This window comes from Acidithiobacillus ferrivorans (assembly GCF_016250455.1).
In the GTDB taxonomy this organism is placed as follows: Bacteria; Pseudomonadota; Gammaproteobacteria; order Acidithiobacillales; family Acidithiobacillaceae; genus Acidithiobacillus; species Acidithiobacillus ferrivorans.
The window spans coordinates 1,007,662-1,031,310 of the sequence record NZ_CP059488.1; the positions used below are offsets into that span (position 1 = coordinate 1,007,662).

Here is a 23,649-nt window from a genome sequence, read left to right on the forward strand (position 1 = left end):
GAGATAAGCACAGATGGCGGAAATAAGTCGTAACGCATTATTTGGTAAGCTGAACAAATTAGCTTATCGTGGCATAGAAAGTGCCACGGTTTTCTGTAAGCTGCGCGGTAATCCTTATGTGGAACTGGTCCACTGGATCCACCAAATTTTGCAACTGCAAGATTCTGACCTGCATCGCATCATCAAGCAGTTTAATATCAATCCGTCTAATCTTGCGCGAGACATCACCGAGTCTCTGGATCGCCTGCCGCGTGGGTCAACCTCTATTTCTGATTTGTCGAGCAATGTGGAGGAGGCCGTTGAACGGGGTTGGGTGTTTGCAACCCTGATGTTTGGCGAAGCACAGGTTCGCACGGGCTACCTGGTGGTTGGTTGCGTGCGTACCCGTCCTTTACGGAATGCACTGGTCAACATTTCGGCGGAGTTTGACAAAATCAAGCCGGAAGCCCTAGTCGAAAAATTTGCTGAAGTGGTGGCCGGATCACCGGAAGACGGGCAACGAGCAGCGGATGGTTTTCAATTGGGTGCTGCGGCACCGGGTGAAGCAAGTGGGGCGATGTCACCCGCGCAGATGGGTAAGCAGGAGGCGCTTCAGCAGTTTACCGTAGACCTTACCGAACAGGCGCGCAGTGGCAAGATGGATCCGATTGTGGGCCGTGATGACGAAATCCGCCAGTTGGTCGATATTCTCATGCGTCGCAGACAAAACAATCCCATGCTGGTTGGTGAGGCGGGGGTGGGCAAGACCGCCGTGATTGAAGGTTTTGCCTTGCGTATTGCTGCTGGTGATGTACCACCGCCATTGAAAGAGGTGCAACTGCGCGTGCTGGACGTCGGCCTCTTGCAGGCCGGAGCCAGTATGAAAGGCGAGTTCGAGAATCGCCTGAAACAAGTCATTGAGGAGGTGCAGTCTTCAACCAAACCCATCATCTTGTTTATTGATGAGGCGCATACACTGGTTGGTGCCGGTGGGGCAGCGGGCACGGGTGATGCGGCGAATTTGCTGAAGCCCGCCCTGGCGCGTGGCAATCTGCGCACGATTGGTGCCACCACTTGGGCTGAATACAAAAAACACATCGAAAAGGATCCCGCGCTGACCCGGCGTTTCCAGACCGTGCAAATTGATGAGCCCAATGAGGAAAAGGCCATTTTAATGATGCGTGGCATTGCCAGCATTATGGAAAAACACCACAAGGTGCAAATCCTTGATGAAGCTCTGGAGGCGGCCGTCAAGTTATCGCATCGCTATATTCCGGCACGACAGTTGCCCGACAAAGCGGTCAGCCTTCTGGATACCGCCTGTGCGCGGGTAGCCATCAGTCAGTACGCAGTACCCGCTGAGGTGGACGATACGCGCAAGCGCATTCAGGCGCTGGAGACGGAATTAGCCATTATCGACCGCGAGAAAAGCGTCGGTATTGAAGTTGCAGATCGTGAGCAGTCTGCCCAAGTAGCTCTGGCAGCCCAAAACTTGCGACTGGAAACACTGGAGGCAAACTGGATTGCCGAAAAGGATCTGGTAGAGAAGATCCTGGATATTCGCGCGCAGTTGCGCGCTGGCCATGCTCCGGTAGAGGGCACCGGCAGTGCGCTGGAGGCGAAGGCCAACCAGGAATTGGCGCTTGATGCGGAGATTGCCGAGGCGGGGAGATCACCCCGGTTGTTGGAAGAACATGAGCGTGTCGGTGCATTGGAGGAGCTCAAGGCCTTGCAAACAACACTGGGCGATTTGCAGGGCGAAACCCCGCTGATTCTGGCCTCCGTAGATTATCAGGCGGTTGGAGCCGTCGTTTCCGACTGGACGGGTATACCGGTCGGGCGCATGGTCAAAAGTGAAATCGAGACAGTGATGAACTTGGCCAGCCTGATGGGCGCGCGCGTTATCGGTCAGGACCACGCGATGGAGATGATTGCGCGGCGCATCCAGACCTCGCGTGCCGGCCTGGATAATCCCAGCAAACCCATTGGCGTGTTCATGCTGGCCGGCACCTCGGGCGTAGGCAAAACCGAGACCGCGCTGGCCCTGGCCGAAGCGCTGTATGGTGGCGAGCAGAATCTGATCACCATCAACATGAGCGAGTTTCAAGAGGCGCACACCGTCTCTACGCTCAAGGGCGCGCCTCCCGGCTATGTCGGCTACGGCGAGGGTGGCGTGCTCACCGAAGCCGTGCGTCGCAAGCCGTATTCCGTAGTGTTGCTGGACGAGGTCGAGAAGGCCCATCCAGACGTGCATGAAATCTTCTTCCAGGTGTTTGACAAGGGCGTGATGGAAGATGGCGAGGGCCGCTCTATCGATTTCAAGAATACCCTGATCCTGCTCACCACCAACGCTGGCACCGAGCTGATCGCCGGCCTGTGCAAGGATCCGGATTTGATGCCCGATCCCGAAGGCATGGCCAAGGCCCTGCGTGAACCGCTGCTGAAAATCTTTCCGCCCGCGTTGCTGGGACGATTGGTGGCAATTCCCTACTACCCGCTTAGTACGGAGATGCTGGGCAAGATCGTCAAACTGCAGCTCAACCGCATCAAGAAGCGCATTGAGGCTCGCTACAAGATCCCATTCGACTATGACGAGGACGTGGTGAAGCTGGTGGTCGAACGCTGCACGGAAAGCGAATCTGGCGGGCGCATGATCGACGCGATCCTCACCAACACCATGCTGCCGGATATCTCGCGACACTTTCTGACGCTGATGATTGAGGGCAAACCTGTGGGTAGCGTGCGTGTCACAGCAGCCGACGCTGCTTTTGGTTACGAATTTTTCTAACTTGATCCGCGCGGTGACGCGCGAGACTGCTCGGGGGCGAGACAATGGCACTGTTTTCCAGCAAAAAGAAGACTTATGCACAGCGAAATCCTGCGGCGGCCGGTCAGTACGCGATGCTTACCCCGGCGCAAAAGCAGATTCTTGATGACTTCTCATACAGGGAGCACAAGAATTTAAAAGCGATCGACCGGTCCGCCATGCAGCGGATTGCCGAGGTATATGTCATTCGCAAAGCCATGGGCATGAGCGAAAAGCAGATCAAACTTGATGTTCAGCGCCTTTATGCCGCTGCTGTCCGGACGTTGCAGCACTCCGAAATTACGACCAACGTCTCGGCAAAGCTCTTCACCACCGATGATTTCTACAACGGTGATGAAGTCAAGACCATGTGGACAGTCAAGACAGGAAAGCCGCACAACTACAACCTCACCCGGCAGGCCGTCGAGGAGCGCGCTTTCGGCTTCAAAATCGACTGGAACGTACCGATCAGGGAGGCTGCGATGACGAGACCGGTCTACGCCGGACTAAATTTCACGCGACATCCATACGGTGCGGCTGCGGCTTATGGTTCGGTCGTGCTGGTATTCAAGCCCCAGGTGCTGTTGCGCAGCACTTTCATCCATACCGACACATTCGATCAGTCACTCAAATTCGCGAAAGCCGACGAAACCGAGCTTGAACTGCAGCGCAACAAGATATGCACCTATGCCCAGATGGGCACCCTGATCGTGAACATGTCCGAGAACCAGTTGACGGCTCTGATGCAAGCGACGGAGGGCAAATATTTAGTGACGGAGCATCCCCCAAGTTATGTGGAAGCACATATTCTCGGCGGTGTCCGGTGGTCTCGGGATCTAGCTGAAATACGTGTGGCACTGACACAGACACAGACCGGGCAGTCCACTCTGGATCGAGAGGCCGGTGCGGCCAAGCGGAGTCTGGCGACCATGAAATACCTCATTTCAGAGTTCGCGAAAAAGCATGGCGTACCGGCTAAGATTTACCACCTCCACCAGATTGTCGAAGTCCTGAATGCCTAGTTGCAGGGAGTTTGGAAGCCGACTCTCGGACGCATGGGAGAGTGGATGCGCAGTCGACAACCCGTTGCTCGCCTCGCACATCATCCAGGTGCGCGCGTTGAAGGATGGAGAGATCTTCCTGCTCAAAGACTGGGATGGCAGCAGTCAAGTGCTGAAGGCCGAGCCCCAAGCCCCCGTGGTGACGGGCCGACAAGACCAAAGGTGATGGCACCGGTGCTCAAGGCCAGCGACGCAAGCATCAAGACGAAACCGCACTTGAGCTTATTGTGCTACGCCGAGTAAAGAAAACAAGTACATATGGACCGTTTGCAAGATGCTTGAAGACAAAATGCCGCCCCGAGGTGATAAGGACGGGGATGTTCGTGCGCATATTGAGTTGCTTGAGGGCATAATTCATGGATAAGCATAAGTTTGGCAAGGATCAATATGGCACATCGTGATGGAGTCTTGCTCTCCAGGGCGCATGTTGTGTGTGGTCAACAACGCGTATATTGCGACCGTAACTATTGGTACTATCAGATGGGCATTCGTCGAAATAAAATAACCGGGGAAACGGGGTTAAATTCACTTCTTAAAAACGTTTCCACGAAGGAATAACTACGCAGATAATTGCCCATCTTAATTGGCAGGTTGAGGAAATAAGTGAGGACGAGAGGCGTTGGAAGGCCAGTTTGATCCTTGAGCAATCACACAATATCGAGGTTAACATGTCATGCATAAATTGATGAAGGCAACTGGAGTCGGCCTCAAGCACTTTTTTGGCGCAAGAGAGAGCATCAGTCAACAAAAGAACCTTGGCCGACAGTTCTCAGCAGCTGATACGAAGGTGAAGAAGTCCAAGATCCTCGCGGTCATGGGCATGTATGCGATTTACAAGGGCTCGCCTATTGGGCTGGCAAAGAACATCAGCGACAGTATCAAGGTGGGTAGGTGGAAGCACAGTGATCTGAAGCAACAGCAGAGCGATGTCGATACCTTTCTCGCCAATGCCGGAATGTCCGCGCAAGGAGCTGAAGCTGTTTCGCGACTCATTCGCAACGGGTCTTTCGATGGCGAGTCGTACGCCCAACTGTCGGCCCAGGACGCTGCCATCCTCGACGGACTCGAAACCGATCTGCATATCGCAGCCGGACATTGCATCAACTTTTGAGGAGTGTCGGCCATGCCCCCAGCCGCTCGTCTTACCGATCTGCATGTCTGTCCAATGGTTACCGTGCTGGTGCCGCACGTGGGCGGACCCATTGCTGGCCCCGGTGCGCCGACGGTGCTGATCGGCGGCATGCCGGCCGCGCGCGTCACCGACATGGCGATCTGCGTGGGGCCACCAGACACTATCGTGATGGGCTCGCCTACTGTGTTGATCGGCGGCCTGCCAGCGGCGCGCATGGGAGACAGTACCGCGCATGGCGGAACCATTGTTCTTGGCTGTTTTACGGTATTAATTGGCTGATGTTGGAGATGTTATGAACTTATTGTTGAGAGTTTAGACAAATATATGCAATGCCCAGATATCATTGATTATGTCAGTAAAAAAATTTATTAAAGCCTCGACATTGACCCATTGTCGGGAAATAAAGCTCATAATATTAGGAGATTAAAAAGTTGGCTTATGTAATCACTTTGACCTCAGATTGCAAGGATACATTGCTTTTCCGGCGCATGAGCGGAAGTGAACATCTTGGCCAATTGTTTTCATTTCGGGTGGAGATATTGAGCCAGGCAGCAACGGTGGATTTGCGCGAACTACTGGGTACCATGATGACGGTGAATATGAAGCCTGAGGGCGGGGGTAGTAAGCGTTATTTTAATGGGATGGTCTGTGCGGCAGAACAGGCCGGTTACGAAACCATAAATGACGTGCGCTATGCCAGTTACGTGGTGACACTGGTTCCGAAACCTTGGTTGCTGACGCGTAAAATAGACTGTCGCATTTTTACTAAGAGTAGTGTTCCCGACATCATTAAAACGGTTATGTCTGAAATCGGTTATAGCGATTTAGATCAAAACCTCAGCGTGGATTATCCAAAACGGGACTACTGTGTGCAGTACCGTGAGAGTTATTTTAGTTTCATTAGTCGCCTGATGGAACAGGAGGGTATTTATTATTTCTTCACACATACATCCAGTAAGCACACCATGGTGCTGGCGGACAGCAGCGGGGCACATGTAGCGGTAGCACCCTTCGCGACCATTCCTTACAGCCCCCCGACCCAGAGAGGAAGTCGTAACGAGGCATCGGTCAGTGTCTGGACGACAGCACGATCGGTCAACTCCTTGAAATGCGAACTGACCGACTTTGATCCAATGGCCCCGACAGCCACCATGCTGGATACCGCAACTTTAGAAAAAGACCCGAGCTATCACAATATAGCGGGTCTGACCGTATTCGATTTTCCGGGGGATTATACGAATGCAGAAAAATCGACGACGGGTCAACGCTACGCACAAGTTCAGACTCAAGCTTTGAACGCCGGGCATTTGCTGCACACGGGTGCTTCGGATGCCTGGGGCTTGGCTACCGGCAATCTGTTTAAGCTCAAGGACTTTCCCATTCCGAATCTGAATCAGGAATACCTGGTGGTCGGCACGGATATGGAATTGGAGGGTGTGGAATTCGCTTCGGGTGAAGGTGGCGGAGTGCCTTTTGCCTGCAGCTTTCGGGCTATTGCCAGTAAACAGCCTTATCGGAGTCCGCAGAACACACCGAAACCCATTATTGCTGGCTTACAGACGGCGATTGTTACCGGCAGCAAGACGGACGGGGATATTGAGGTAGACGAAAACGGACGTGTCCAGGTGACTTTCCACTGGAATAAGCCGGATAAGAAATATGCACAAAATTCCTGCATGGTGCGTGTGGCTTCCTCCTGGGCGGGCAAGAACTGGGGGGCGATCCATATTCCACGGGTTGGCCAGGAGGTGGTGGTCAGCTTTCTAGAGGGAGACCCGGACCAGCCGCTGATAATCGGCAGTGTTTACAATGCGACGCATATGCCTCCGTACAAGCTACCGGACAACAAGACGCAAAGTGGCATCAAGAGTCGAAGCGACCCGGATGGTACAAGCAGTACCTACAATGAAATACGTTTTGAGGATAAAAAGGGTAGTGAAGATTTTTCCATTCATGCGCAAAAAGATATGCATCAAGATGTGGTGAATGATCACACCGTGACCATTGGTCACGATGAAGTCAGCACCATCAAGAACAACCGTAGTCACACAGTGGATAAAGACGATACGTTGACCGTCAAGAGCGACCGCAAACACACGGTGAATAACAACGACACACTGACGGTCGATGGCAAAGGTAGCACGTCAATCGGACAGAGCTTCAAGCTGGAAGCGGGGAGCCAGATTCAGTTGGTAACGGGGGCATCCAGTATCACGATGAACAGTTCAGGAGAGATTAAGATTACGGGCGTCAATATTGAAATTACGGGTGATGCCAGTGTAAAAGTGCAGTCCGATGCCACTCTTGAGGTGTCTGGAAGCGCCATGGCAACAGTCAAGGGCGCTATGTTAACGCTTAAGGGTGAGGCAATGACCCAGGTTTCTGGCGGCATTATTACGATTGGTTAAGAGGAGAATGTCCGTGTCTATTATTCTGCAGGCTGCCAGTCAGATGGAATTGTCGCCGGCGTCCTGTGCGCATTTGCGGCCTGATATGCGTGCGGAGGTTGCCGTTCAGACGCTGCTTGATGCGGGCGAAACACAGGATGGTTTGAAGCTCCTGGCAAGATTGCTGCCCAAACGCTACGCCGTGGCCTGGCTTTGTCAGTGCGCCCGTGATGAGCCGTTGAATATTGAGGATAAAGCCGGGGCTTCTCTCGCCGAGGCGTGGCTACGTGATCCTTCTGAGGATCATCGCCGCGCGGCGTTTGAATTTTCTAATGCCGGTGGATACAAAACCCTGGGTACCTGGTTGGCCGCCGCCGCCGGATGGTCGGGAGGCAGTCTTGCACCAGCGGCGCAGGATACTCCCGTGCCACCAGCTGATCATTTAACGGCCTGTGCGGTAGTGGCTGCAACGAATCTGATGGCTGCTCTGGTGCCAGATCAGTTTGCATTGCGGCGCCGTGCCTTTATCAGCCGGGCGATGACACTGCTGAACGTCGAAGGTACTGCCACATCCATGAAGAAGGAGGGGTGAACGTGGCAACGGTACAAACATTGGTTATTACCGTGAAAGGTCGGCAGGCTGCGCAATTTGGCAGCCGGAGTCAAAAAGTGTTTGCTGGTTCCGGGGGAAGCATTGGCAGGTCTGAGGATTGCGACTGGGTGCTCAGTGCTGCGGGAGTGTCGCGTGTCCATGCCATCATTCGGTATCTCAATGGCATGTACTTTATTGAGGATGCCAGCACCAATGGTATGTTGCTGAACGGCGTGGCGCTGGTCCGTGGGGATCCTGCGTCCTTAAAAGAGGGCGATTGTCTTCAGATCGATACCTTTGAAATGGCGGTTAACATTCAGAGCGGAAACGATGCCTTGCCGCCGACTGAATATCCCGCTCCAGAGAGTGATTTGTCTGATCTATTGCCGGGTAGCGGGGGAGTTGCTCGGAAACCCTCTTCTGAAAACTTGATACCGGACGAAGAACATCAGGGCTTGGCTGCAGACCTTGATCCCTTGAGTTTTCTGGAAGCGCCGCTGGGATCGGGGCGCGCGCTGCCGGGCGGGTCAGATGATGCGCCGCTAGCAAACTGGAATCACAGTCCAGGTATGGAGGATCATTTCCATCCTCCCAGAATGGTCTCCCCCACGATACCCGCGTTGCCGGAAGATTGGGATATGACCAAGGGAGATTTTAGTTCTAAGGCGGCAGCGCCAACTCCTGCACCATTGCCTCCGGTCAGCCCGATAGCTCCAGTGGCCGCAGAGGCCACGCCACCGTTGCCGCCAGATGTTGCGGAGATGTTACGGGTGGTGGCAGACGGCCTGATGGAGGTTTTGCGGACACGTGCCGAAATCAAAATGAATTTCCGCTTGCCGGTTACCATCGTGCAGCGATCAGAAAATAATCCGCTCAAGTTTGCGGTGACGGCTGAAGAGGCTGTACAGAAAATTATGGCCGCACCCAACGCGGCGTTTCTTTCCGGTCCGACCGCCTTCGAAGATGCTTTTGACGACATTCGCTGCCATCAAATGGCGATGCTTGCGGGGATACGCGCCGGGTTTGATGCATTACTCGCACATTTTGCACCAGAGCGATTGGAACGTGAGGCGGATGGGAATGGAAAACGCTCCGCTTTTTCCGGCAAGGGCCGTTACTGGGAAAGATACACGGAGCATTTTCAATCGTTAATGAAAGACCCGGATGATTGTTTTCGGCGATTATTCGGAGATGAGTTCGCGAGGGCGTATGAGGTGCAGTTAGCGCAATTAAAATCGGCACGAAAGGCCGCACGATGATTCTGGACCATGGGGCAGATCATCCGGGTTGGATACCGTCCCTCCCAGCTGCGACGCTCACTGGCACGGCAGGACTGATGTTTCAAACAGGCGCAATTTATGACGCAGCAAAATAAAGTGATTTGGAGTGAAGGGCTATTTCTGCAGCCGCAGCATATGCAGCAGCAAGAACGTTATCTTGAGCGTTTTGTGGAATTACGTGCTGGGGCGTTGCGGCCTTATGGATGGGGTTTTCAGGAGTTGGTTCTGGAAAACGATCTGCTGTCCATTGGTAAGCTGGGCATAAAAAGTGCGCGGGGCGTATTCCCCGACGGTACGCCCTTTTCGATGCCTCATGATGATCCTTTGCCGGCGCCGTTGGACGTGGATGCCAACTGGCGGGACCAAACCGTTTTCCTGACGCTACCGCTGCGTTCCCCAACTACGCCGGACAGTGGGCGTGCGGGCGCACTGTCCGAATCCTTGTTTCGCTTTCGGGTGCGCGAGGTAGAGGTGCGGGATGCGTCCGGGAGCGTCGATGGTACGATTCCCCTGGAAGTCGGTGGGATGAGCAGTCGTTTGCTGCCGCAATCCCAGCCCTTGGAAGGGCTGACCCAGATACCCGTGGCGCGCATTGTGGAGTGTCGCTCCGATCGCCGGGTGATACTGGATGAGTCGTTTATGCCGACGGGGTTGAGTTGTCAGGCGGTACCGCGTTTGATGACATTTTTGACGGAATTACTGGGCTTGTTGCACCAACGCGGTGAGGCACTGGCAAGTCGTGTGGCGTTGACGGATCGGGGGGGGGCGGCTGAAATTGCCGATTTTCTGCTATTGCAGGTGGTAAACAGGTCTCAACCCCTAGTGGCGCATCTTGCCGGGGCTCCAATACAGCACCCTGAAGATCTCTACCGCATGTTGGTGGCAATGGCCGGAGAGCTGGCCACGTTTACCATGCCGGGTAAGCGGCCATCCGCTTTTCCGCCTTATCGTCACGAAGCACTCCGCGAGACCTTTGAGCCGGTCATTGTGGCATTGCGCAATAGTCTCAGTGCCGTTATGGAGCAGACCGCGATACCCATTAAGCTGGATGAACGCAAGTTTGGTGTCTGGGTGGCGATGGTGCCCGACTCGACGCTCTTCGATACGGCGGCTTTTGTGCTCGCGGCCAAAGCCGATCTCAAATCAGAAGATTTGCGGCGGCAATTGCCCGCACAGTCCAAAATTGGTTCCGTGGAGAAAATCCGTGATCTGGTGAACCTTCAGTTGCCTGGCATAGCTGTAAATCCGATGCCCGTTGCCCCACGGCAGATTCCTTACAATGCCGGCTACCTGTACTTCGAATTCGATAAGCATTCGGAGATGTGGCAAATGCTGAAAACGTCCGGGGGCATTGCTTTTCACTTTGGTAGCGGTTTCGCCGGGCTGAAGTTACAACTTTGGGCTATCAGAGGTTGATGCGATGAGTGACATGAACGGTCCAGATGAAAATGATTCCATGAGTGACGCGACCATTGTCCGTCCGCGTGGGGCAAATGCTGCAAATATTTCACCAGCTGCCCGTGCCGGCGCGGTCCCATCTCCCGCTGTCCCGCCTGCTCCCGCTCCATCTGCTCGGTCAACAACACCGACAGACATCGAGGTCTTTCTGCACGGGGGCATGAATCCGCTGGTGCAACTAGCCAGCCCGCTGTTGTTGTTGGCGGTGCAATTGCGCCACAGCGTGGATTTACCCGATATGCCGCGCTTACGCGAGCAGTCTGTAGCGCAGGTGCGGAGGTTTGAGCAGGGTGCACAGACTGCGGGTATTTCTACGCAAACGATCACCGCCGCACGATATGTATTGTGCACGATGCTGGATGAATCCATTCTGAATGCGCCCTGGGGAGAGCAGAGCGGTTGGGCGCAGAAGACACTGCTTGTTACCTTTCACAGCGAATCTTATGGTGGTGCGAAGTTTTTCCAGATTCTGGAACGATTGACTGCTGATTTTTCTCGTCATATTGATCTGATAGAGATGATGTATATTTGTCTTGCCTTGGGTTTTGGCGGGCGTTATGCGATTGAGGCTGGCGGACGTGCCAAATTAGCCGATATCCAGGATGACTTGTATCGGCGGATTCGTGCACAGCGCATGGCCCCCGCTGAGGAGCTTGCTCCGCATTGGCGCGGTATTCAGGATCGTCGTAACCCGCTGATCCGCTATATTCCGCTTTGGGTGGTCGGGGCAGCAGCAGCGTGTATTCTGCTGGGAGCTTTCTTATTCTTCTTTGTGCGACTGAATGACTCGGTCTCTCCGGTTAGTGCGCGACTGTCCGAAATTGGTCTGGAGAGTGCAGTGCCCCCGGATGCGGCAAATCTCGCCCGGACGCAACCCATAACGGCTCGCAAAACCCTGCAGCAATTGCTGGCGCCCGAGATTCGTGCGGGACAACTCGCGGTTATTCAGAAAACGGCGGGCAAGGAAATAGTGCGTATTGGTGCGTCAGCGATGTTTCCCTCCGGTTCTATCATCGTCAGCCCGCAGGAATCGCCACTGCTGAAAAAAATTGCGCTGGCCCTCAATCAACTTCGTGGTCGGGTGATTGTGATCGGATATACGAACAGTGTGCCGATTCATACTTTCCGTTTCCCGAACAACTTTGTGCTTTCTGACGCGCGCGCTCATGCCGTGGTCAATATCCTCGACAAGTGGATCGATAATCCCGGAAGGCTGGAATATGTCGGTGCCGGTGATACCCATCCGATCGCGTTGCCCGCAACGCGTGCGAGCAATCGGCGCATCGAAATTACCTATATCCCTGAGGGTTGAACACGGTGAAAACACTTATCGCACCACTCAAATCCGGTTGGTTCATCACCCTCATCGGCGTGATTCTGTTGTCCATATTGGTATGGTTTGGCGGACCCTATCTGGGCATCGGCACGCTTCACCCGCTGGAAAGCGTGGTGGCGCGGTTGGTGGCCATCCTGCTCATTATTGTCGTCTGGGCAGCCTGGCTGCAGATTATGCAACTACGTGCCCGGAGCAAAACCAAGCATTTGTCTGCGGATATGGCCGGGCAAGCCGCATCACCGGGCACAAGTGACCAGGACTTGCGCGGAAGTGCCGAAAGAGCGCAGTTACAGATGCGTTTTCAGGAAGCGATAGACACTTTGCGCAAGGGCCGTCGGGGCGGGGGTAATCTTTATACCCTGCCATGGTATGTGGTGATCGGCCCTCCCGGTTCGGGCAAAAGTACGCTTCTGCAAAACTCAGGCCTGCATTTTCCCTTGTCCGACCGTTTCGGTAAGGATGCCTTGCGTGGAATTGGCGGCACCCGTAACTGCGACTGGTGGTTTACGGATGAAGCCGTGTTTTTGGATACGGCGGGACGCTATACCACCCAGGATTCTGATCAGATGGCGGACGCGTCGGCTTGGGTAGATTTTCTGCATCTGCTGCGAAGATATCGTAAGCGCCGCCCGATCAATGGCGTGATCATCGCTCTCAGCATGTCGGATCTGTTGCTCCTAGATGATGCTGAGCGGTATGCGCACATTCAGGCCATTCGTCGGCGCCTGGATGAATTAAGTAAACACTTGCATATTGGTGTGCCGGCTTATCTGGTATTTACCAAGTGTGATCTTATTGCGGGCTTTACCGAGTTCTTTGATGACCTGACCCCCGATTTGCGTAATCAGGTCTGGGGGTTCACGTTCCCTGTTGCCAAGACCATGGATGGGAGTGCTGCGAAGGACTTCGACGAAGAATTCGGTCTGCTGATGGATCGCCTCAACACCCGGGTTCTGGAGCGCTTGCACGCGGAGCACGACCAAACCCGGCGTGCAGCCATACTGTCTTTCCCGCAACAGTTGAACGCTCTTCGCAAGGTCGCAAAGCAATTCACGGAGGGGGTTTTCAGCGCACACCAATATGGCACCCAGCCTTTATTGCGCGGGGCGTATTTAACCTCTGGCACGCAGGAAGGTACGCCCATTGATCGCATGATGGGGGCCGTGGCGCGCACTTTTGGGGTGGGTGCCGCGCAATTGCATGCACCGGGGGCGCAGCAGCGAACCTTTTTTATCCGTCGTCTGTTACAGGATGTGGTGCTTGCCGAATCGGGTTTCGCAGGAACAAATCCAGCGATGGAACGGCGCAAGGCGATGCTACAAATAGCCTCTTATGCAGTGGTTCTGGCTGTGGCCGGACTGCTTTTGACCGGTCTAACCATCAGCTATATGCGAAATACTGCTTATTTGCAGTCCGTAAACGCCGCACTGAAACATTTTCCGGCGAAGGGCAATATTGACCGTGCCACGACCCAAAAAACCTACTTTGAGCGTGTTTTGGAACGGCTGGATGCTTTGTCTACAGTACAGGCAGCGGCTCAGAAGTATCACAACCATGTGCCATGGCAGATGGGATTTGGGCTTTACCAGGGGCACGAAGTGGCTGGTCAAACACAGGCAGCCTACGTTCGGGAGTTGAATGGTTTATTGCTGCCTGGTTTGGCTTCAGAGTTCCGGATGGGGATTACGAATAACGCTGCAGATCCGCAAAAACTCTATTACTTTCTCAAAGGTTATCTCATGCTGGCCGAGCCTCGGCATATGAATGCCAATGAGCTGATGACCTTGGGTGATATAGAATGGCAGCAGCTCTTCCCCAATGTGCCTGTTATTCAAAAAGCGCTCGCAAAAAATCTTCATGTATTGGTAACTACACCCGGTGCGCTGCATCCGCTCTCTCCGGATGCGACTTTGGTGGAGCGGGCACGCAACACCCTGCGCTCCGCCAACATGACCACGCTGATTTATAGCAGTATGAAGCTGAAGGAAAAAAGTGCGCAATATGCGCCGTTGCGCCTGAGTGACGAATTGGGCCTCCTCGGCAACGTGTTCCAGAATAAGGATGGTACACCCTTATCTACTGAGATACCGGCCCTATATACGCAACCGGTATTTGAGCATGAGGCGAATGAAGGTATCGAGGCAGCAGTGGATCAGTTCACCAAGGACGATTGGGTTTTTGGCGCAGCGCCTATGAATACAGTTCAGCAAGCCGATTTGGTTGATCAGGTGCTTGGCCTGTATCAGCAGGATTACATTCACACCTGGGATGCGTTGATCAGCAATCTGCAGTTGCAACCGGTCAGCAATTTGTTGGATGCCAGTGCATTGGCCGCTAAGTTGTCCGGCCCCAGTTCTCCTCTGAAGGCGCTGTTGCTGGTTGTGCGACATAATACCAGCGATATGATGCGTAAACCGCCCACAACCGCGGTTGCTCAAAAGCTGAAAGCCGTGAAACAGGATGCCGAGCACGCTGCGGATAAGAGCGCGCTGGAACAAGCCCTGGCGTCCGGTAACGGTTCGGCCCCAGTCGAAAAACCCGGGGCTGCCATTGCTGCGCACTTTAAGTCGATAGACGAATTGACGCAGGGATCACCAGGATCGGAGCCCATTGATCAGGTTTTTGGTGTGCTCAAGCAGTTGAGTCAGACCTTGCTGACGATGTCCGATAGCTCTGTGGTGCCATCAGGGCATCCCAACCCACAACTGCAGCTCGCTCAACAGCAGGTCGCACAACTACCGTCACCCGTTTCCACCTGGCTTTCTATGCTGACGGGAGACACGCAGTCGCTCATGGCCAGCGGCGCGGAAGGTGCGTTGCAGAACAAATATCAGCAGGCAGTGGGAAAAAACTGCGCAGAAGTGGTCAACGGGCGCTATCCATTCTCACCAGAAAGCGCGGTAGGCGTTCCGCTGCAAAACTTTGCCGAACTGTTCGGTACGGGGGGACGATTTGACACGTTCTATACGCGGACGCTGGAGAAACTGATTAATACCAATGGCGTTGTCTGGCGTTGGAAAAGTGGCCCGGGCGCGATTCATGGTCACCCGGGACTTCTGCGTGAAATGCAAATGGCGGATCAGATCCGGAAAATGTATTTTCATCGTAGTAGCACCCCAGTGGTGGATTTTACCCTCGTCAACCCCGTCCTGAGTCCTGGAATTAGTAAATTGGTGATAGATGTTGATGGTCAAATCTATACGTATCAACCAGGTGGGACCACTTCGAGTGATACCATGCGCTGGCCGGGACCGCATCCCGGGCAGGTGTCCGTTGCCGCTTACGACGATAGTGGTACCCTGATTAGCCGCTTTGATTATCAGGGTGACTGGGCTTTTTTCCATGCGCTGCAGGCCGCTCATTTGCAGCGGAAGTCGGATTTGCTGTTCCCGGCACAATTTAATTTCGGAGGAAAGACCGTCACCATCACCGTGAAAGCGAGCAATCTCGTTAATCCATTTTTGAATGCCGTGGTTCAGAACTTCCGGTGCGGAGGTTGAGGCGATGCAAGGCATTGCTCCGGTTGGTTTCTTTGGCAAATTGCCCAGCGTCGGCGACTTCGTGCAGCGACGCCTGCCGCCGGGGTTTGTGGACGTTTGGGATCGTAGTTGGGAGCAAGCGGTCAGTGCCACACGGATGTCGCTCGGAGATCAGTGGAGTGCTGCGTACCATGGCAGTCCATTGTGGCGTTTTGTATTGCCGCCTGGAGTCTGTACGGAAGCCGCCTGGGCGGGAGTGCTGGGGCCGTCAGTGGATCGTGTCGGTCGCTGCTTCCCCATGGTACTCGCCGCGTCATTGGGGATGGATGCGGTTTCACCGATACATTTAATACAGCGTGGGTATAGCTGGTTTGCTGCGCTGGAACAGGTTTTTTTTCATGGGCAATCGGCGGAGCGGGGCGGTGTGAATGCTTTTGATGCCCATGTTACCGGACTGCCAGATCCCTTGGACACGGCTGTGGCACATCCGTGGTCAACCATGCATGAAATAAATTGGCATGCCAGCGAACAATGGCGCATCCCCCTGTCGGGCAATCACGCTGTCAGCTGCTGGCTTGCCGAAATGTGGTCACAGCTGACGCAGAGCCCCGGGTCCTGGTGTCTGTGGTGGACGATGCAGGGCAGCGGGCAGCTTCAGCCTACTGTGCTGTTAACCCGGGGACTGCCGCAGACTGCTATTTACGCAGGGTTTCTGGACGGCGCATGCGGGTCGGATGTCTGGCCGGTTCCTGCCGGTCTGAGCTTTAACACTAATAGCCCGACAATACTCGCACCATCTGAGGTTTCTATAATCGTGCTGGACGATGCAGTGGTGGGTAGCAGCATCCCGCAATGTAGCAGGGTGAGTAACGAGATCTTCGATTCCGATGATTTCCCTGGGGCAGGGACATCTGAGGTTCCTCATGACTCGTATGGAATTGCTATGGTGGACATGGAGAACTGTGGGCTCACCCTGTTAGTGGCTGATGAAGGCCTGCCAGACATTCATCGGCAAGCCACGAATAAAGTGGTGGAACTTGTCGAAACGCGCTTTAGCAATGAAAGAGTGGATGGGCTCTCCACGTTACGTACTGAACTGCTGGCCATGCATCAGTCGCTGGCAGATCGCCGCGATGATCTTGTGAATCCGGTAGAAGAAGAGTCTGCCATTATTGCATTACTCATTCGGGAAAATGTGGCCGAATTGATGTGGATTGGACCCGCTGCGGCTTGGCAATGGCGTGGAGGACGGGTTTGGTCACTTCCCCACGCACAGGTGGAGTCCGACCAGGGCATGAAGAGGCCGGTGCGTGGGGTAATGGCCGGGCTGGGTGGTGACGCAGCTCCGGATAGCGCAGCGCATTTATGTAAAGTGGAGCCGGGCGACCGCTTCCTGATGGTCGCAACCCAAAGTGTTATTGAACAATTATCCGATGGATTGATAGCGCAGGCGTTCGCCTTGTCATCCTGCGAAGCCGCATGCGCTTTTATTGCGGCGGCATTACAACCTTGCGGCCGGTCAGGCCAACGGCCGATTAAAGTGATTGAGGTGAAAGGATGACGCTACGCTACGCTTCTACAGGTCGACTAGTGACCGGCAAAGTCCGTAAACACAATGAAGATGCCATATTGATACGGGATGATGTTGGTTTATGGGTGGTGGCCGATGGTATGGGTGGGCACTCTGCTGGCGATTATGCGAGTGGTTTGCTCGTTGATCGACTTGGTCAGGTGCAGCGCAATGGCAATATATTTGATTTTATTGAAGCGATCGAGGATGCCGTAGTACAGGTGAACACCGATTTGCTGTGCACGGCTGCTGAACGTGGTGTCGATGTCATCGGTACGACCCTGGTGCTGTTGGTGCACAGTGCAGACTTCATGCTCTGTGGCTGGGTAGGTGATAGTCGGGGCTACTGCTGTGAGCAAGGATGCTTGAGTTTGATTACGGAAGATCATGTGCATGGCGGTATTAAACAGGATATTACCCAATTCGGCGGTGGTTCGTCGGTACAACCGGCTCCCGGGGCGGGAGTGCTAACGCGCGCGATTGGCGCTGAGCATGATTTGTTTATCGACTGGGTAGTGGCTGGGTGTCGCCCGGGCATGCGGTTTTTGCTTTGTTCGGATGGTATCAATAAAGAGATGTCTGATGATGAGATCGAAGTGGAATTCAAGCGCCTACAAGAACCTGAAGTCCTCGCAGACAGGTTGATTGAGATCGGTATGGAGCGTAGGGGTCGTGACAATATGGCGGCTATCGTTGTGCAATTATATTAATGAATAAAGGTAAACACGAGATGAAGTCTATTGCCCAACTGATAACCGCCTTGCAGCAGGGAACCATGACGCTGTCCGCTGTGATAGCGGCAATTGAGATACGCGGCGCGGTGCCCGAGGCAGACCATCGTGCAGAGTATTTGCTGCTTGAACAGGCCTGTGAGGAAGGTCAACTTGACGTACAAGTGGCGCGTGAACTCCAAAGCAAGATTGCTGCGGTTCAGGCCGTTTCTGCGCTTGATGACAGCACAGACGATGCCACCGTAGTCCAGCCGGTGGAAAGCGATGCGACGGTGATTATGCCAAAAAGCCGGGCCCGGCCGGGGCCGGAAGACGACCATACCGTTGTGAAGCCGGTGCATCGCGCTCCTGAACAGGACGAGGTGACGGTATTTCTCCCCGCTGCGGCCGGCGCAACGGAAAGTACTGGGTCAAAAACTGATGAGTCGGGGTCATCGGGTGTCGGCACAGCTTCCAGCAGCGTAGGCACAGCCAGTTGGCGCCGTATCGCAGAAGCTGAAGGCGGCGAATTTGCGACAGTCGGTATGTTGTTGAAGGGACGGTTTCTTCTCGAAAGGGAAATCGGGCGCGGTGGTATGGGGGTAGTTTTTCTGGCGCGCGATGAACGTAAGGTCGAAGCACGGGATCGGGATCCCTATGTGGCTGTGAAGGTACTGAATGATGATTTTCGGCGTCACCCGGACGCGCTGATCGCGCTACAGCGGGAATCGAGGCGCTCGCAATTGTTGGCACATGACAATATTGTCCGGGTATTTGATTTTGACAAGGATGGAACCATCGTTTTCATGACGATGGAGTACCTTGATGGTTCTGATTTAAAGACGTTGATCCGGGAACGTGCGTATAACGGTATGTCCCTGGCGGAGGCGCGGCCGTTGATCGAAGGCATGGCGTGGGCATTGAAGCGTGCGCATTCTGCGAATGTAGTGCACTCCGACTTCAAACCTGGCAACGTCATGGTGACGCGCGATGGGGTACCCAAAGTCTTTGACTTTGGCATTGCACGAGCTGCCCAACATGCAAGCGGGGATGCCACAGAGGATAAAACGCTTTTTGATGCAGGTACCCTGGGCGCTTTGACACCGGCCTATGCGAGTCTGGAAATGATCCAGGGTGAGGAACCGACATCTTCTGATGACATCTATGCCCTCGGTTGTGTCATTTTCGAGCTGCTGACCGGCAAACATCCTTTTAACAAAGCCAGCGCAGAAGTTGCGCAACGGGAAGGACGGCGACCACCTGCAGTACCAGGCTTAACTCGACGTCAGTACAAGACGTTGTGCGACAGTGTGGCTTTTACCCGCGCTCAGCGTTTGAAGAACGTGGAACAACTCGTAGAAGGGTTACGCGATGTTTCTCTGTGTCAGCGTTATGGGTGGCCAATGGCTTACGGTGCGGGTGCGGTGATTTTGCTAGGATTAGGAGGATGGGGGCTTGATCGTTATTTGTATGAGCAGCAGGTAGCTAATGTTGTTGCGCGATTTTCACCGACTGATCCGCATCACTACGTCAGTGTCCGCCAGGCTTTGGTGGCATTAAATAGTCTGGGTGCTGAAAGCCGCACGGATATTGTTCTTCAGGACGGCACCCAGATTCAGAATTTTCTGCTAAGCCGTATTCGTAGCGACTGGAATCCTGATAGGGGTCGCTATAATTTCGCAGGCGCAGAACACGTGTTTCAGGTCAGGGACCAGTTACGGCTCTATTCCCCGCTGCTGGATCACGAACATCGGCGCATCGATCGACAACGTAATAGCCTGCTCAACACGCTTGATATCCAATTGATGGATCGCATCAATAAGGGCGCCATTTTTGAGGACCAGCCCCACAATGTGGTGGCTACATGGACGAAGATTCGGGCGATTGATCCAACCAGTGCCTTTCTGAATAACACGCAGTTGGAAATCCAATATGACATAGCGATTGGTCAATCTCTTGTGGCCGGCCGCATTGACCAGGCGCAACAGCAGCTTGCATTGGCTCGGCGTTTGTTCCCGAATTCCAAGGGTCTTGCGGTACGCGCTGAGCAGCTCGCTGCTCTGCAGAACAGCGAGCGTGTTACCACGGCCCCAGCCGCGCAGCGCTTTCAGACCGTAACGCAAGCTCAATCTGCATTGGCAAAGCTGATTGGCTCACCCGAAAACACCACGTCGTGGCAAAGCCAAGTGGCTGCCGCAATGGCGCTGTTAGAAGCGCATCCATCACCAACCACCCGGCAGATGGCGAGCAAATTGGCTGATGTAATTGCTGCGATGGTGAGCAAAGAAAACAATGTGGCACGTCTGCCCCAGAATATTGAGATGGTCCGGTTTGGCTTACACTATGTGCCCGATTCTCCGCAGCTTGTCACACAGCGTGAGCGCCTGGCGCATCAGCAACAGCAACAGCAGATGCAACTAAGTCAAGAAGCAGCAACGGCAGAAATAGCGTCACGCATTGAATCGGTAAGAGAGGCTGCTGCGGCAAATGATCCTGTCCAGGCCGAGCAATCCCTGGCCAAGCTCCGCTTGCTACAACCGACTAATCCTTTTATCAAGGCACAAGCTCCGGCTTTGATTGCTGCGGCCTACCAGCGCTTGGCGCATGATGCTTTCCAAAGCGGCAAGTATAAAAGCGCTCAAAGTATCCTCGCTGCTGGCATCACCGCGTTAGGCCCGCTTCCCGGTTTGGTGAATGCCCAGAATCTGTATGGTCTGGCAACGACCTTAATCAGTGCGCATGGCCAACCGCTTGCAGCGGCTGATTATCAGAAATTGCAGACACAATTGACGCACTTGCTCAAGGTATATACGAGAGGTGTTCAGGATTTGGAAAATGAGCTCAAGCGGCGTGGGCTGCTTCCGCAAGGCACACTATCCAACATGTTGCGCGTGCTGAAACCGAAAAATTTTGTCCCGAATGTTCCGCAGGCGCCTGTCGTGCGGGCTCCAGTTAATCCGGTGACGAAAGCTGCCGTGCTACCAGAAGCGAAGGCAGCTGTCATCATGCCCGAAATTCTGCCCAGCGTCGTGCAGAAAGCCGAAAAGTCCGTTGCCGTGCCGACTACGCGGCATGGTTCTTGCGCCCAGCCTGGAATGGCAGGAAGCGGACGTATATGTTTTAGTTTGCTGCACGATGGCCAACGCGGTCCCAAAATGGTGGTGATTCCCGGAAGCCCCGGCAGCGGTAAACCCTATGCCTTGTCGCGCGCCGATATCACTATCAATGAGTTCAATAGCTTTTGTACCACCTCGCACCAGTGCAAGGCCGTTGCGGTTCCTTATTCTTACGCGGGACACATGCCCATCACGAATATATCACTGAGTGAGGCGCAGGCTTATGTCCACTGGCTAAGTAGTGAGACGGGACAAATCTATACGCTTCCCACCGATGCGGAGTGGTTGCATGCCGCGCAGGCTAATGTTAACTGGAATCAGGCCCCCGACAGCGACTGTTTGCCGCCCTCTTCAAATGGCAATAATGGTGCGGGTGGCCCAATCCCGGCGATAGGTCGCGATCCGAACCCCTGGGGTCTTGTGAATATGACGGGTGACGTCTGGCAATGGGTCATGCTTCCCAGTGGAGGGGTTGGCGAGCGCGGAGGCAGTTATAACAGTTATTGGTCTTCCTGTACGGTGAATGCCTACCGCCACAGTTCCAGTTCGTCTCGTAAAGATGTCGGTTTCCGTGTGCTCAGGAAAATGAAATGACAGAATTAGAGCGGCAAATAAACCGCAGTCTGCACGCTTTGGATCGTGCACATCTTATGGCCAGAATTACGCGCGGAGAGTATCGGGAACGGCGCCGCCGCTTGCTGACCTCGCTGATCAACGATAGTCATGTGGTGACCGCGCGAGTATCCATTGATAAGTCGGGAGCGGCGTCGGCCAAAACTCTTCAAAACAAGACGGCGTACAATGCCAAGAGTCCTGAAGCGGCAAATCCGAAATTATTTACGCCGCGTCCGTATTTAAACGGGAAATATTTAATGGCATGTACTGTCGGTATTATTGTTGTGGCAATAATTATTTATCTGAGCTTGCGCGGTGGATGAGGTTTTTGTTGTTTTGGGCTGTCATCGGCAGATACGTCATTATAACGGGAGTAGCATCTTGCGAGTTGTTTTGGTTTCTACATCTGTAGTACTGGCCTTGTTCGGGAGTGCCGCATGGGCGCAAAATGCTCCTTCGGCCCCGGTGCGGGGGGCGCCCGGTCGCCTAGTGGTCACTCCTCCGCGTCCCGCTAGGAGCGACCCGGCGGTAAACCACAGACATCCAAAATCTGCCGCTAAAGTGCCGCGTATAGCTGTACGTGGTTTTCGTGTAGAAGGCGTGGGTGATCACGCGAACGCGGGAATCACACCTGCCAGCATCCAAAAATTTGCCGACTCGCTTTATAAGAAGCTTGGAGGAACCGCAGAAGAGCCGGCTGATCTCAGCTTTAAGCAGCTTCAAGGTGTTGCCAATGCCATCACAACGCGTTATCGCAAGGCCGGATTTATTGTGGCCACAGCCTTTCTTCCGGCCCAAACGATTGGGAAAGATCAGATCATTAAGATACGTGTTTTAGAGGGGCAGGTCGGTAAAGTTATAGTCGAGGGCGCAAAACGCTATTATCCGTGGATTCTGGCGGCATCTGCAAATCACCTCAAAGGCGAGGCTTTGCGTAAAAATGCGGTAGACTCTGCACTTTTATATGATCGCGATATGCCGGGTGTGTCCGTTGCCGCTACTTTGGTACCCGGAGCGAAGCTCGGACAAACGAATGTATTGCTGATTGCTCATGACGTTCCGCATCCTTACCATTTCAGCGTGGGGGTGAATAACTACGGTACCGCATATACAGGGCTTTATCGTGTATTGCTGGGGGCTAGCTGGGATGATCCACTGGGGATTGGGGATCGTCTGGTGGCGATGCTCGACTATGGTTTAGATCCCAGTCAAAGTTTGTACGGTTCACTCCGGTATTCTGTGCCTATTGTGCTGGTGCCAGGGGTTAAAGCTTTCGTAGGCGCCACGCGCAGTACTTTGCAGATTAATAATGGCCCCTTTTCTGCTTTGCACATCAGTGGGCCCACGTTGTCGTATTATGGAGGGATGAACTGGAAATTTGTTAATGACGAAAACCTGAAGATGCAGACGTCGTTACAGTTTATTGATGAGCAGGCGAAAATCAGTAGCCTTGGCGTACCGCTGTCCAATGAGCAGTTCGATGTGCTCGATCTCGGTTTCGGGATGGATCAGATTGACCGAAGATTCCGCGGGATCAACTTGCTGCAACTGAATTTGCGTCAGTCTGTTGGCGGACACTCATTGCGGCCGGATTTGATCAGTCCGAACCATGCCAACATTTTCACCGTGGGGCAGTTGTCGTTTACACGTTTGCAGTTTTTGCCGGACAGTCAGCGGATTTACTTTAAGGTGGTAGGGCAATATACCAAGAATATACTGCCACCATTGGAGCGGTTTTCGATTGGTGGACCAGGAAGCGTACGGGCCTATCCAATTAGCAGTGCATTAACGGACAGCGGGTTTTATACCTCACTTAGGTATCGTGTTGCGGCACCGGGTTTTAGAAAAATGAAATCTCCGTTTTTGGGTGAGCGGTGGGGTTCAATATTGGATTTTGATACGTTTTTACAATATGCACGTGGGTACTATTCGGCTGGCAATCAGCTGGGCACAACAAAAACCGTGTCCTTCGATGGTGTCGGTGCCGGTCTGATTTTTCACTTGGCCAGGTTTCATGATTTTGAGTGTCGGCTGGATTACGCTGTTCCGATAGGCTTGCGGGGTGCGTCGCTTACACGCAGTTATCAGATTTACTCAGCATTGAGTATGCAGTTTTGAGAGGAAGAAT

The 23,649-nt window shown here is 53.9% G+C and carries 16 protein-coding genes; all 16 read left to right on the forward strand.

What is annotated here, in order from left to right:
- Positions 1-13 precede the first annotated feature (13 nt).
- The 16 genes from tssH to H2515_RS05280 all read left to right on the forward strand — a co-directional run bounded on the left by tssH (position 14) and on the right by H2515_RS05280 (position 23,639).
- A complete protein-coding gene (tssH, locus tag H2515_RS05205) occupies positions 14-2,767 on the forward strand; it encodes a type VI secretion system ATPase TssH (RefSeq protein ID WP_198661081.1) in 2,754 nt (917 codons plus the stop codon).
- 44 nt (positions 2,768-2,811) lie between these two features.
- A complete protein-coding gene (locus H2515_RS05210; RefSeq protein ID WP_198661082.1) occupies positions 2,812-3,807 on the forward strand; it encodes a DUF3626 domain-containing protein in 996 nt (331 codons plus the stop codon).
- Positions 3,800-4,012: a hypothetical protein gene (locus H2515_RS05215; RefSeq protein ID WP_198661083.1), complete on the forward strand. Its 213-nt coding sequence runs from the start codon at positions 3,800-3,802 to the stop codon at positions 4,010-4,012. The genes H2515_RS05210 and H2515_RS05215 overlap by 8 nt, the downstream gene beginning before the upstream one ends.
- Before the next feature lie 507 nt (positions 4,013-4,519).
- Positions 4,520-4,957 carry a hypothetical protein gene (locus H2515_RS05220; protein WP_198661084.1) on the forward strand — a complete coding sequence of 146 codons (438 nt, stop codon included), beginning with the start codon at positions 4,520-4,522 and terminating at the stop codon, positions 4,955-4,957.
- Between the two features lie 12 nt (positions 4,958-4,969).
- Positions 4,970-5,257 carry a PAAR domain-containing protein gene (locus H2515_RS05225; RefSeq protein WP_198661085.1) on the forward strand — a complete coding sequence of 96 codons (288 nt, stop codon included), beginning with the start codon at positions 4,970-4,972 and terminating at the stop codon, positions 5,255-5,257.
- A 152-nt stretch (positions 5,258-5,409) separates the two neighbouring features.
- Entirely contained in the window at positions 5,410-7,386 is a 1,977-nt protein-coding gene (locus tag H2515_RS05230) for a type VI secretion system Vgr family protein (protein ID WP_232821565.1), read from the forward strand.
- Positions 7,387-7,399: 13 nt separating this feature from the next.
- Positions 7,400-7,957, forward strand: coding sequence for a DUF6931 family protein (locus H2515_RS05235; protein WP_198661087.1), 558 nt, complete (start codon positions 7,400-7,402; stop codon positions 7,955-7,957).
- Between the two features lie 2 nt (positions 7,958-7,959).
- On the forward strand, positions 7,960-9,216 hold the full coding sequence (gene tagH / locus H2515_RS05240; RefSeq protein WP_198661088.1) for a type VI secretion system-associated FHA domain protein TagH: 1,257 nt from the start codon (positions 7,960-7,962) through the stop codon (positions 9,214-9,216).
- 99 nt (positions 9,217-9,315) lie between these two features.
- Positions 9,316-10,653, forward strand: a complete 1,338-nt coding sequence (gene tssK, locus H2515_RS05245; protein WP_198661089.1) for a type VI secretion system baseplate subunit TssK — start codon at positions 9,316-9,318, stop codon at positions 10,651-10,653.
- Positions 10,654-10,657: 4 nt separating this feature from the next.
- Positions 10,658-12,007 carry a type IVB secretion system protein IcmH/DotU gene (gene icmH / locus H2515_RS05250; protein WP_232821566.1) on the forward strand — a complete coding sequence of 450 codons (1,350 nt, stop codon included), beginning with the start codon at positions 10,658-10,660 and terminating at the stop codon, positions 12,005-12,007.
- A gap of 5 nt (positions 12,008-12,012) precedes the next feature.
- The gene (gene tssM, locus H2515_RS05255; protein ID WP_198661091.1) at positions 12,013-15,531 is read left to right on the forward strand and encodes a type VI secretion system membrane subunit TssM; all 3,519 of its coding nucleotides are present in this window, start codon (positions 12,013-12,015) and stop codon (positions 15,529-15,531) included.
- 4 nt (positions 15,532-15,535) lie between these two features.
- Positions 15,536-17,071 (forward strand): type VI secretion system-associated protein TagF, encoded by a 1,536-nt coding sequence (gene tagF / locus H2515_RS05260; RefSeq protein WP_198661092.1) that lies wholly within the window; start codon positions 15,536-15,538, stop codon positions 17,069-17,071.
- Positions 17,068-17,790 carry a PP2C family protein-serine/threonine phosphatase gene (locus H2515_RS05265; protein ID WP_198661093.1) on the forward strand — a complete coding sequence of 241 codons (723 nt, stop codon included), beginning with the start codon at positions 17,068-17,070 and terminating at the stop codon, positions 17,788-17,790. Before tagF ends, H2515_RS05265 begins: the two co-directional genes overlap by 4 nt.
- 20 nt (positions 17,791-17,810) lie before the next feature.
- Positions 17,811-21,500 carry a bifunctional serine/threonine-protein kinase/formylglycine-generating enzyme family protein gene (locus H2515_RS05270; RefSeq protein WP_198661094.1) on the forward strand — a complete coding sequence of 1,230 codons (3,690 nt, stop codon included), beginning with the start codon at positions 17,811-17,813 and terminating at the stop codon, positions 21,498-21,500.
- Positions 21,497-21,844, forward strand: a complete 348-nt coding sequence (locus tag H2515_RS05275) for a hypothetical protein (RefSeq protein ID WP_198661095.1) — start codon at positions 21,497-21,499, stop codon at positions 21,842-21,844. Before H2515_RS05270 ends, H2515_RS05275 begins: the two co-directional genes overlap by 4 nt.
- Before the next feature lie 277 nt (positions 21,845-22,121).
- Positions 22,122-23,639 carry a ShlB/FhaC/HecB family hemolysin secretion/activation protein gene (locus tag H2515_RS05280; protein WP_232821567.1) on the forward strand — a complete coding sequence of 506 codons (1,518 nt, stop codon included), beginning with the start codon at positions 22,122-22,124 and terminating at the stop codon, positions 23,637-23,639.
- Positions 23,640-23,649: the final 10 nt, after the last annotated feature.